This is a genomic window from Mesorhizobium sp. M1E.F.Ca.ET.063.01.1.1 (assembly GCF_003998155.1).
GTDB lineage: Bacteria > Pseudomonadota > Alphaproteobacteria > Rhizobiales > Rhizobiaceae > Mesorhizobium.
This window is the reverse complement of the sequence record NZ_RZSC01000137.1, coordinates 1-10,836: the sequence shown is the minus strand read 5'-3', so window position 1 is coordinate 10,836 and position 10,836 is coordinate 1. Positions and strand designations below refer to the sequence as shown.

Here is a 10,836-nt window from a genome sequence, read left to right as displayed (position 1 = left end):
GACTTCGGCTACCGTCACCTTCAGCGTCACCTGATCGTCGCCGATGATCTGCAGCAGATTTACGATCTTGGAGACACGGCGTTCGGCGTCGACATCAACAATCCCGACGCCGAACGCCGTGTCTCCAAGATCGTAAATCTGCTGCAGATCATCGGCGACGATCAGGTGACGCTGAAGGTGACGGTAGCCGAAGTCAGCCGCTCGGTGATGAAGCAGCTCGGCGTCAACATGGTCGGCAACGGCGGCAGCAACGGCATTTCCTGGGGCGCGCTCAGTGACAATTTCACCGGCCTCGGCAAGCAACTGTCCAATTCGGGCGTCAATTTCGGGACGTCCTCGATCCAGGCCTATATCAATGCCATGGAATCGGCCGGTGTCATGAAGACGCTGGCGGAGCCCACGCTCACCGCTGTGTCCGGTGAGAAAGCGACCTTCAAGGTCGGCGGCGAATACAACATGGTGACCGGTGTTTCCGCCAACGTCTCCAACGACAACCAGACCGGTCTGAAGACCTTTTCGCTCGAGAAGATCGAATACGGCATCGGATTGGAGTTCCAGCCGGTGGTGCTGTCACCGGGTCGCATCAGCCTGAAGGTGAGGACCGCCGTTTCCGAGCCGACAACAGAGGCATCGGTTTCGCTTTCGGATGGCGGGAGGAGCCCTGGCATGAACGCCTTGTCGCTGCGCAAGCGCCTGGCCGATACGACGGTGGAACTGCCTTCCGGCGGCTCGATGATGATCGCGGGTCTCGTCCGCGACGATGTCAGGCAGGCTGTCAACGGATTGCCCGGGCTCACCAAGATCCCCGTCCTCGGCGCGCTCTTCCGCAGCCGCGACTTCGTGCGCAACGAGAGCGAGCTCGTCATCATCATCACCCCCTATCTGGCGCGGCCGGTGGCGCGCAACGAACTGGCGAAGCCCGACGATAATTTCAATGCGCCGAGCGATGGCGCCGGCATGTTCCTTGGCCGTGTCAATCGCGTCTACGGCACCATGCAGACCGATAGGCCGGCGGGCCGTTACCACGGCGTCGTCGGCTTCATCTACAAATGAGCGGGAAGGCGGACATGTCTCAGTCAGCATCTAAGGCCATCACGATCGCGACGGCAGGATCGGGCCGCGAGCGGATCCGCCGGTCTGTCGTCCCGGCCCTGGCGATCGCGCTTGCGGCCTCGCTCGCCGGCTGCGCCAACTGGCACCGCGACAGCGTGACGGTCGGCGCCATACCGGACGACTATCGCACCAATCATCCCATCGTCATCGCCGAGAAGAACCAGAAGATCGACCTGCCTGTCGGCGCTGGCGATCGCGGCATGACCGGTGCCCAGCGCGACACGCTTCTCGGCTTCCTCGGCGGCTATGACAAGAGCGCCGCCCCATCGCTTACCATCGCGATCCCGAGAGGGGCCGCCAACGAAGTGGCGGCACTTGTGGCGGGTCGAGATTTCGCCAGGGTTGCCGCGGCCGCCGGCGTCAGGCGCGACCGGATCGTCATGACGTCCTATCAGTCGGCCGTGCCCGAGGCTTCGGCTCCGATCCGCGTCGCCTTCGTCGCGGTGAGAGCGCAGACCGACAAATGCGGGCGCTGGCCGGACGACCTGCTGCAGACCTCGGAAAACCGGCACTATGCCGATTTCGGCTGCTCCTATCAGAACAACCTTGCCGCTCAGATGGCCAACCCCAATGATCTGCTCGGGCCGCGCAAGCAGACCGATATCGACGCCGAAAATCGCGGCGCGGTGATCGACCTTTATCGCGCGAGAGGCATTTCGAACGAGTTCCTCGGCAATTCGGAAGTGACATACTGAGCCGCGCCGATGACGGAAAGAGCATGACGATGAGCAATCTCGCCTACGACACGCCCTCGGATACCGGCGATCTTTCGCAGCAGGACATTGCGGCCATGCAGGCGCTGCGTCCGGTGCCGCGCATCTCGATCCAGGCCTTCTGCGAGACCGAGGGCGTCGCCAACCCCATCGAGCGCGCCGGCGAGGATCGCCGCATGGCCAAGGCCCATCTCAAGGTTCATATGGGCGGCATCGCCACCGCGATCGAATTCTACCAGTCGGCACCGACACCCAACCTGATCCTGCTGGAATCGCGCAGCGAGCCGAAACAGCTGCTCGAGCAACTCGCTCAGCTCGCGGAACATTGCGATCCGTCTTCTAAGGTCGTGGTTGTCGGCCACTACAACGATGTCGGCCTCTACCGCGAACTCATCCGCTCCGGCATTTCCGAATATGTCATCGCGCCGGTCTCGATGACCGATATCGTCAGCGTCGTATCGTCGATCTTCGTCGATCCCGAGTCCGATCCGATCGGCCGCTCCATCGCCTTCGTCGGCGCCAAGGGCGGCGTCGGCTCCTCGACGATCGCTCACAACGTCGCGTGGGCGATGTCGTCATTGTTCAAGTCGGAAGTCGTCGTAGCCGATCTCGACCTCGCTTTCGGCACCGCCAACATCAACTTCGACCAGGATCCCGCGCAGGGTATCGCCGAGGCGGTGTTTTCGCCCGAGCGGGTCGATGAGGTCTATCTCGACCGGCTGCTCGCGCAGTGCGCCGAGCATTTGTCCCTGCTCGCGGCACCCTCTACGCTCGAGCGCGTCTACGATTTCGATGCAGACGCCTTCGCGCAGATCATCGAAACGGCGCAGCGCAGCGCGCCTTTGCTCGTGCTCGATGTCCCTCATATCTGGAGCGGATGGTCGAAGAGCACGCTGATCAAGGCCGATGAGATCGTCATCACGGCCACGCCCGAACTCGCCAATCTGCGCAACACCAAGAATATGGTGGACGTGCTGAAGCGGCTGCGCCCGAACGACCCGCCGCCGAAGCTGATCATCAATCAGGCAGGCGTTCCGAAGCGGCCGGAGATCGCGGCTTCGGATTTTTCCGAACCGCTCGGCATCACGCCCATGGCGGTGATCAATTTCGAGCCTCTGCTGTTCGGCAACGCGGCCAACAACGGCCGCATGCTTGGCGAGATGGACGCCAAGAGCCCGGTCGTCGGCACGATCAACGAAATCGCCCATGTGCTGACCGGACGCAGCGAGATCAAGACGAAGAAGAAGGCCGGGCTGGGTTCCATCCTAGGCAAGCTGTCGCGCAACAAGAAGTGACGCTCATGGGGCCGTATCGGGTAGTCGATCATGTTTGGTAAAAGAGGCAAAGACGACGGCAACCGGGCAGCTCCCGAATTCCGTCCGCCGGCACCTCCTCCCGCCGCGCCCGTTTCGGCCGGGACGATGGCTGTCGATCGGCCGGCCGCGCCGGCGCCCAGCACGCCTGCTGCCTCGCCCGCCCGCCGTCCGGTCGAGGCGCCGCCGATGGCGCCCGAGCCGCCAAGGAGGGTCCAGCGCGAGCGCAGCGAGACCTATTACGACACCAAGAGTCAGGTGTTTTCCGCGCTGATCGACACGATCGACCTGTCGCAACTCGCCAAGCTCGATCCCGAAAGCGCGCGCGAGGAAATCCGCGACATCGTCAACGACATCATCGCGATCAAGAACTTCGCGATGTCGATCTCCGAGCAGGAAGAGCTGCTCGAGGACATCTGCAACGACGTGCTCGGCTATGGGCCGCTGGAGCCGTTGCTCGCGCGCGACGACATCGCCGATATCATGGTCAACGGCTCCAAGAACGTCTACATCGAGGTCAATGGCAAGGTCGAACAGACCGGCATCCGCTTTCGCGACAATCAGCAGCTGCTCAACATCTGCCAGCGCATCGTCAGCCAGGTCGGCCGCCGCGTCGATGAATCGAGCCCGATTTGCGACGCGCGTCTTCCCGACGGTTCGCGCGTCAATGTGATCGCGCCGCCGCTCTCCCTCGATGGCACCGCGCTCACCATCCGCAAGTTCAAGAAGGACAAGCTGACGCTCGACCAGCTGGTCAAGTTCGGCGCCATCTCGCCGCAGGGCGCGGAGATCCTCAAGATCATCGGCCGCGTCCGCTGCAATGTCGTCATCTCCGGCGGTACCGGCTCGGGCAAGACGACGCTGCTCAACTGCCTGACCAACTACATCGATCGCGAGGAACGCGTCATCACCTGCGAGGACTCGGCCGAGTTGCAACTGCAGCAGCCGCACGTAGTCCGTCTCGAAACCAGGCCGCCCAATCTCGAGGGCGAAGGCGAGGTGACGATGCGCGACCTCGTCAAGAACTGCCTGCGCATGCGGCCCGAACGGATCATCGTCGGCGAGGTGCGCGGACCGGAAGTGTTCGACCTTCTGCAGGCCATGAACACCGGCCATGACGGTTCGATGGGAACGATCCACTCCAACAGTCCGCGCGAGTGCCTGAACCGTATCGAATCGATGATAGCCATGGGCGGCTACTCGCTGCCGCAGAGGACCGTGCGCGAGATCGTCGTCGGCTCGGTCGACGTGATCATCCAAGCGGCTCGCCTGCGCGATGGCTCGCGCCGCATCACCCACATCACCGAGGTGATCGGCATGGAAGGCGACGTCATCATCACCCAGGATATCGTCCTCTACAACATCAAGGGCGAAGACGCGAACGGCCGTCTGATCGGCGAGCATGTCTCCACCGGCATCGGCCGGCCGCATTTCTGGGATCGCGCCCGCTACTATGGCGAGGAGCAGCGCCTCGCCAACGCGCTCGAGGCGATGGAGAAACGCGCTGACTGATGCATCTGGAGGTGTGAAGCAATTCCAGGAAAAGTGTGAAGCGGTTTTCCGTCCGGAATTGCGTCTAAACAAAGAAATAGGGCGGTTCGCCGTTTCTTTGAAACGGCGAAATGTCCTGGGGATCCCGATCGATGTTCGGAATTGACACCACGGTTCTGGCTTTCGTCGTGCTCGCCGGCTTCAGCGCCGGCGCGATGGCCTATGCTTTCCTGTTGACGCGCATCGATAACGAAAAGCAGGCCGGCAAGCGGCTTGAGACGATCAAGACGGCCGAGACCGACCGGTCGGTGGTGAAGGCCTCGCGCGACCGGGCGGCGGAGGCGGTCAAGCGGCGCAAGAGCCTTCAGGATTCGCTCAAGCAGCTCGATGAAAAGCAGAAAACCAACGACCGCAACGTCAAGAAGCCGCCATTGAGGGCCCAGATCCGCCAGGCCGGCATGACGGTTTCCATCGAGCGCTTCTACGTCTACTCGGTGATCTGCGGCGTCGTCCTGACATTCCTTGCCTATCTTGGCGGCGCGCCGCTGTTTGCGCTGCCGGGCGCTCTGCTGGCTGGCGCCTTCGGCCTGCCGCGATGGTTCGTCTCGTTTCGCCGCGCGCGCCGGGTGAAGGCTTTCCTGGAGGAGTTCCCGAATGCCCTCGACATTATCGTGCGCGCGGTCAAGTCGGGCCTGCCGCTGAACGACGCGATCCGCCTGATCGCCAATGAATCTCCCGAGCCCGTCCGGGCCGAGTTCCGCCGCATTGTCGATTCCCAGCAGATGGGTCTGTCCATCCCCGATGCCACCTTGCGCATGTCCGAGACCATGCCGTGCACCGAGGCGGGCTTCTTCGGCATCGTCATCCAGATCCAGTCGCAGGCCGGCGGCAACCTCTCCGAGGCGCTGGGCAACCTTTCGCGCGTGCTGCGCGACCGCAAGAAGATGAAGGCCAAGGTTCAGGCGCTGTCGATGGAAGCGAAGGCATCCGCCGTCATCATCGGCGCCTTGCCGTTCGTCGTCGCCTTTCTCGTCTATCTTTCGAGTCCGAACTACATCATGCCGCTGTTCACGACCAGCGTCGGCAACCTGATCCTCGGCTGTTCCGGCGTCTGGATGTCGATCGGCATCCTGGTGATGCGCAAGATGATGAATTTCGAAGTGTAGGAACGCGGATCCAATGACAGACCAGGTCGTCAAGACGCTTACCGATCCTTCCTTCCTGATCGCGCTCCTGGTTGGCATCGCGGTTTTTGCGACCGTCTTCACGCTCATGCCGGCGCTTGGCGGCAATCAGCTCAAGGCGCGCATGAAAACCGTGGCGCTCGAGCGTGACGAGCTGCGCTCCAAGCAGCGTGCGCGCCTCGCCAACGAAGCCGACCGCCGCCGCAAGGGCCTGCGCGAGGAGCAGTCGATCGGCATGCGCAACATTGTCGACCGGCTGGATCTGAGGCGTGCGCTGGCCGATGAAGGCACGCTGCAAAAGCTCAAGGTCGCGGGTTTCCGCGGCCAGAATCCGCTGACGCGCTTTCTGTTCTTCCGCCTGGTTCTGCCCTTCGTCGGTTTCGCCCTGGCGGCCATCTATGTCTTCGTGCTCGGCGGATTGCCGCAGCAGCCGGCCTTCATCAAGCTGTTTGTCTGCATTCTCGTCGCCTATGCCGGCTTCTACGCGCCGATACTCTACGTCAACAACCGCGCGACAAAGCGCAAGCAGTCGATCCAGCTGGCGTGGCCGGACGCGCTCGACCTGATGCTGATCTGCGTCGAATCCGGCATGTCGGTGGAAGCGGCGCTGCGCAAGGTTGCCGACGAGATCGGCGCGCAGTCGGTGGCGCTCGCCGAGGAGTTCGTGCTTACCAATGCCGAGCTCTCCTACCTGCAGGAGCGCAAGGTTGCCTATGAAAATCTGGCGAGCCGCACCGGCCTGGAATCGGTGAAGTCCGTATCCCAGGCCCTGGTTCAGGCCGAGCGCTACGGCACGCCGGTGGCGCATGCGCTGCGCGTGCTGGCCTCGGAAAGCCGCGACATGCGCATGAACGCGGCCGAGAAGAAGGCCGCAGCACTTCCGCCGAAGCTTACCGTGCCGATGATCCTGTTCTTCCTGCCGGTTCTGTTCGCCATCATTCTGGGACCTGCCGGCATCCAGGTCAGCCAGCGCGGCATCTTCGGCGACCAGCACAGTTCCAGCAGTCAGTAGAAGCCACAGCCGAATGGAGGAAGGCCGCGCGGGGAATGCCGCGCGGCTTTTTCAGGAAAAGTGCAGCGGTTTTTCCGTCCGCAATTGCGTCGCGCGCGGTCAGTTCGTCGCGACCTTTGCCTTGTCCTTGTCCTGATCCTTGAGCTGGCTCCAGGCATTCTGCTGGGCAAGCATCTGGCGCAGATAAGCGATGTTGGCCTGCGCCTGTTCCGGCGAGAGCTCCTGCGAGGCGATCTTCTCGGCCTCGTCGAAGCGGCCCTGCAGGCCGACGACCAGCGCCAGGTTCTGCCGCACGCGGCTGTCGGCGCTCGGCTGCTGCGCTGCCGAGCGCATGTAGGTTTCCGCCGTGCGCAGGTCCCCTTCGAGCACGTAGGACATGCCGAGGTTGGAGAGGATGGAAGGTTCGTTCGGCTTGAGCTCGAGCGCCTTGCGATAATCCTGGCGCGCTTCGTCGCGCTGGCCCATCTGGTCGAGGATAGCGGCTTCCGCCGACACCAGCCGCCAGTCCGGATATTCCGGCGTCTGCGCGCGGCGCACGGCATCGAGCGCCTGCTCGAACTGCCCATTGGCGGCAAGCGCCTTGCCATAAGCGGCGAGCACGTCCCGGTCCTTGGGGTAGGCGATCGCGAGCTTGCGCATCACCGCCAGCGATTGATCGGCATCGCCATCCATCTGCAGTGCCGCGGCGAAATTCGTGGCGATGCGTTTGTCGTTCGGGTTCCTGGCATAGGAATCGCCAAGCCTGGCCGTCGCGCTGTGCAATTCGTTGGCCGACATCGTTTCCAGCGGCCTGTTGTCGGATCGGGAAATGGAGCCCGTCGTGAACTTGCTGGTGCTGCCGCAGCCCGCTACGCTGGCCGCCAGCGCTACCATCAATGCCGTGGTGATCAGATGCTTGTTTGTAACGTTCGGCGCTTTGATCGGCATCGGCACCTGCCCTCCATTCCTGTGCGGCCGTTGGCTGGCCGTCCCGAAGAAATATTCTGTTAACCCTAACGGACCGTTAAAAAACCGACTCGCCATGCCCTGCCGGAGACCATCGAATGCCTGTCGAACTCGTTGATCAGAAACCGGAAGCCTCCCTGCCAGTGTATCTGGTGGGAAAGGACGGCCTCGACGACACGGACCTTCCGCCTTCCGCCGTGGCCTGGGCAAGGGCGAACGGCTTTTCCGGCGAGGCGGGCCGCACGCTGGTCCTGCCCGGCGAGAATGGATCTCTGGCCGGCGCGCTGTTCGGTACCGGTGACGGCGAGAGCCTGCTTGCCGTCGGTGTCCTGGCGAGGTCGCTGCCCGAGGGCGAATGGCATTTTGACCAGGATCTGCCCGCGCCGGATCTTGCCGCGCTTGCGCTCGTCCTCGGCGGCTACGTCTTTACCCGCTACGGCAGGAAGCCCGGCAAGGCGTTGCGCTTCGCGCTGCCGTCGGGGGCCGACGGCGCGCATGTGCGCCGCATCGCCGAGGGTGTTTTCCTGGCGCGCGATCTCGTCAACACGCCGACCAGCGACATGGGGCCGGCGGAATTGGAAGAGGCGGCACGGACGCTCGCGGCAGCGCACGGGGCCGACATCTCCGTCATCGCCGGCGACGACCTGCTGGCGCGGAATTTTCCGATGATCCATGCCGTAGGCCGCGCCTCGACCGGCGCGCCGCGGCTGATCGACATGACATGGGGACCGGGCGATGCACCAAAGGTGACGCTGGTCGGCAAGGGGGTGTGCTTCGATACGGGCGGCCTGGACATCAAGCCGTCGTCGGGCATGCTGTTGATGAAGAAGGACCTGGGCGGTGCCGCAAACGTGCTGGGGCTCGCCTCCATGATCATGGCGGCGAAACTGGACGTCAGGCTGCGCGTGCTGATCCCGGCCGTCGAGAATTCGATCGCCGGCAACGCCTTTCGGCCAGGCGACGTGCTGCGGAGCCGCAAGGGCATCACCGTCGAGATAGGCAACACCGACGCGGAAGGCCGGCTGGTCCTGGCCGACGCGCTGTCGCTTGCCGACGAGGAAAGGCCGGCCTTGCTGATCGACATGGCGACGCTGACCGGGGCGGCACGGGTTGCGCTTGGCCCCGACCTGCCGCCCTTCTACACCGGCGACGAGGCCCTGGCTTCCGACCTGGCAGCGGCTTCGCTCGCGGTCGAGGATCCGTTGTGGCGCATGCCCTTGTGGCGCCCCTACGATGCCAAGCTGTCGTCGAAGGTCGCCGATATCAACAATGTCACGACGGATGGCTTTGCCGGATCGATCACCGCGGCGCTCTTCCTCAAGCGCTTCGTCGAGAAAACGCCAAGCTGGGCGCATTTCGACATTTTTGCCTGGAACCCCGCAGATCGTCCGCACGGACTGATGGGCGGCGAGGGACAGGCCATTCGCGCGCTGGAGCGGATCATCGCGAAGCGCTTCGGTCGCTAGCCCACGAAATGCCGTTACTGAAACGGAACCGAAACAATTTGCCGTCATGCTGGGGTGATGTCGATCTCGATGCGCCCGAGCCAGGCCTTGCGACTGTGGCAGCAGGTGATGCTGTCGCAGGTGCGCAACGGCGCGCCCGATCTCACCATGCGCCAGACCGCGATCCTGCTCACCATCTATCTCGATCCGCCGCCGCACACGGTGCGCGGGCTGGCCGCCAGGCTCAACGTCACCAAGCCGGTCATCACCCGCGCGCTCGACACGATGGGCGCGCTGAAGCTGGTATCACGGCACCGCGACGAGCTCGATAAGCGCAACGTGCTGATCCGGCGCACAGTGGAAGGCGCGCTCTTTGTCGAGCGCTTCGGCGATGGTATCGTTGCGAAGGCGCATGAACTGCCCATCTGACGGATCACCAAGTTGACTGGATTGCCGATTTGACTGCCAGGGATGCCCGCCTTCACGCCTTTCGTTCCGATCTCGCCGACGCCAGGCTGAAAGGAGAAGTCTCAGCTGATCGCTTCGTCGCCGGCCGGCCGGCGCGGATCACTGCCGCCGTCGCCGATCTGCGCAAGGCGCCGCGACCGGACGCCGGGGTCAATACCCAGGCGCTGTTCGGCGATCACGTGCTCGTCTTCGAGGATGCGGAAGGCTGGGCTTGGGTGCAGGCCGAGCGCGACGGCTATGTCGGCTATGTCGCCGACAACGTTCTTGGCCCGCGCGAACAGGCGCCGACCCACATCGTTTCCGCGCCGCGCACCTTCCTCTATCCGGGGCCCGATTTGCGCTTTCCGATCAGCGGGCAACTGTCGATGGGCTCGACCGTGACCGTGGCGGGCGCCGCCGAAACGCGCGGCACGCACTACGCGCTGCTGCCGTCGGGGCAGGCGGTCATCGCCCGCCATTTGCAGCCGCTCGCCGAGGTCGCCGATGACTATGTCACGGTCGCGGAAAGCTTTCTCGGCACGCCCTATCTCTGGGGCGGCGTCTCCGGCTTCGGCATCGACTGCTCCGGCCTCGTGCAATTGTCGATGCGCATGGCTGGCAAGGAAGTGCTGCGCGACACCGACATGCAGTCGGCATCGATCGGCACGCCGTTCGAGCCGGGGCCGGATTTCTCCGGGCTGGAGCGCGGCGACCTCGTCTTCTGGAAAGGCCATGTCGCCATCATGACCGACGCGAAGGATATGATCCACGCCAACGGCCACACCATGCTGGTCTCGCGCGAGCGGCTGAAGGAAGCGGTCGAGCGCATCGGCTATCTTTTTGGCGGGCCGACAGGGTTCAGGAGGCCGTAGCGCAGACCTCGCCTTCTCCCCTTGTGGGAGAAGGTGTCGCCGAAGCTCGGCCGGATGAGGGGTGCTCCAGCTTGGCGGCCACGCTTCATCGTCGTCCAATCTCCCGGCGCCTCATTTCTTCCAACACCCCTCATCCGTCTCGGCGCTTCGCGCCAATCCACCTTCTCCCACAGGGGGCTAGCGTGCGCACACATTTGCTTCGGGCTCATTTTTGCGAGGCCAGAACGAAGCCGTGTGTGATGGCGTTGAAGCGTCTGAGGCCGTGGGTGAAGGTGATGGGCCCTGGCGGGCGTTCCTTTTC

The 10,836-nt window shown here is 63.8% G+C and carries 10 protein-coding genes; 9 read left to right on the top strand and 1 reads right to left on the bottom strand.

Annotation, left to right across the window (positions count from 1 at the left end; translation table 11 throughout):
• The 6 genes from EOA29_RS12880 to EOA29_RS12855 all read left to right on the top strand — a co-directional run.
• The coding region (locus EOA29_RS12880; protein WP_245468463.1) for a type II and III secretion system protein family protein at positions 1-1,053 on the top strand (1,053 nt) is incomplete at its 5' end.
• 14 nt (positions 1,054-1,067) lie between these two features.
• Complete coding sequence (locus tag EOA29_RS12875) at positions 1,068-1,808, top strand: CpaD family pilus assembly protein (protein ID WP_126090322.1); 741 nt, start codon at positions 1,068-1,070, stop codon at positions 1,806-1,808.
• A gap of 29 nt (positions 1,809-1,837) precedes the next feature.
• Positions 1,838-3,121 (top strand): CpaE family protein, encoded by a 1,284-nt coding sequence (locus EOA29_RS12870; RefSeq protein WP_189350593.1) that lies wholly within the window; start codon positions 1,838-1,840, stop codon positions 3,119-3,121.
• Between the two features lie 30 nt (positions 3,122-3,151).
• On the top strand, positions 3,152-4,651 hold the full coding sequence (locus EOA29_RS12865) for a CpaF family protein (protein WP_126090320.1): 1,500 nt from the start codon (positions 3,152-3,154) through the stop codon (positions 4,649-4,651).
• Between the two features lie 131 nt (positions 4,652-4,782).
• On the top strand, positions 4,783-5,796 hold the full coding sequence (locus EOA29_RS12860) for a type II secretion system F family protein (protein WP_126090319.1): 1,014 nt from the start codon (positions 4,783-4,785) through the stop codon (positions 5,794-5,796).
• Positions 5,797-5,809: 13 nt separating this feature from the next.
• The gene (locus EOA29_RS12855; protein WP_126090318.1) at positions 5,810-6,826 is read left to right on the top strand and encodes a type II secretion system F family protein; all 1,017 of its coding nucleotides are present in this window, start codon (positions 5,810-5,812) and stop codon (positions 6,824-6,826) included.
• A 99-nt stretch (positions 6,827-6,925) separates the two neighbouring features.
• On the opposite strand, the gene EOA29_RS12850 is transcribed toward EOA29_RS12855, so the two are convergent.
• Positions 6,926-7,753: a tetratricopeptide repeat protein gene (locus EOA29_RS12850; protein ID WP_126090317.1), complete on the bottom strand. Its 828-nt coding sequence runs from the start codon at positions 7,751-7,753 to the stop codon at positions 6,926-6,928.
• A 116-nt stretch (positions 7,754-7,869) separates the two neighbouring features.
• Here EOA29_RS12850 and EOA29_RS12845 point away from each other — a divergent pair, with 116 nt between their 5' ends.
• From EOA29_RS12845 to EOA29_RS12835, 3 genes are read left to right on the top strand one after another with little or no spacing between them, the layout of a single operon-like run.
• Positions 7,870-9,237 (top strand): leucyl aminopeptidase family protein, encoded by a 1,368-nt coding sequence (locus EOA29_RS12845; RefSeq protein WP_126090316.1) that lies wholly within the window; start codon positions 7,870-7,872, stop codon positions 9,235-9,237.
• A 57-nt stretch (positions 9,238-9,294) separates the two neighbouring features.
• Positions 9,295-9,645, top strand: coding sequence for a MarR family winged helix-turn-helix transcriptional regulator (locus EOA29_RS12840; RefSeq protein WP_126090315.1), 351 nt, complete (start codon positions 9,295-9,297; stop codon positions 9,643-9,645).
• 29 nt (positions 9,646-9,674) lie between these two features.
• Entirely contained in the window at positions 9,675-10,535 is an 861-nt protein-coding gene (locus EOA29_RS12835) for an NlpC/P60 family protein (protein ID WP_126090314.1), read from the top strand.
• The last annotated feature ends 301 nt before the right edge of the window (positions 10,536-10,836 follow it).

Excerpts from the sequence above, each read along its gene's own strand:
- EOA29_RS12860 (WP_126090319.1), top strand. The coding sequence starts at position 4,783 with ATGTTCGGAATTGACACCACGGTTCTGGCTTTCGTCGTGCTCGCCGGC.
- EOA29_RS12870 (WP_189350593.1), top strand. The coding sequence starts at position 1,838 with ATGAGCAATCTCGCCTACGACACGCCCTCGGATACCGGCGATCTTTCG.
- EOA29_RS12855 (WP_126090318.1), top strand. The coding sequence starts at position 5,810 with ATGACAGACCAGGTCGTCAAGACGCTTACCGATCCTTCCTTCCTGATC.
- EOA29_RS12865 (WP_126090320.1), top strand. The coding sequence starts at position 3,152 with ATGTTTGGTAAAAGAGGCAAAGACGACGGCAACCGGGCAGCTCCCGAA.
- EOA29_RS12850 (WP_126090317.1), bottom strand. The coding sequence starts at position 7,753 with ATGCCGATCAAAGCGCCGAACGTTACAAACAAGCATCTGATCACCACG.
- EOA29_RS12875 (WP_126090322.1), top strand. The coding sequence starts at position 1,068 with ATGTCTCAGTCAGCATCTAAGGCCATCACGATCGCGACGGCAGGATCG.
- EOA29_RS12845 (WP_126090316.1), top strand. The coding sequence starts at position 7,870 with ATGCCTGTCGAACTCGTTGATCAGAAACCGGAAGCCTCCCTGCCAGTG.
- EOA29_RS12840 (WP_126090315.1), top strand. The coding sequence starts at position 9,295 with ATGTCGATCTCGATGCGCCCGAGCCAGGCCTTGCGACTGTGGCAGCAG.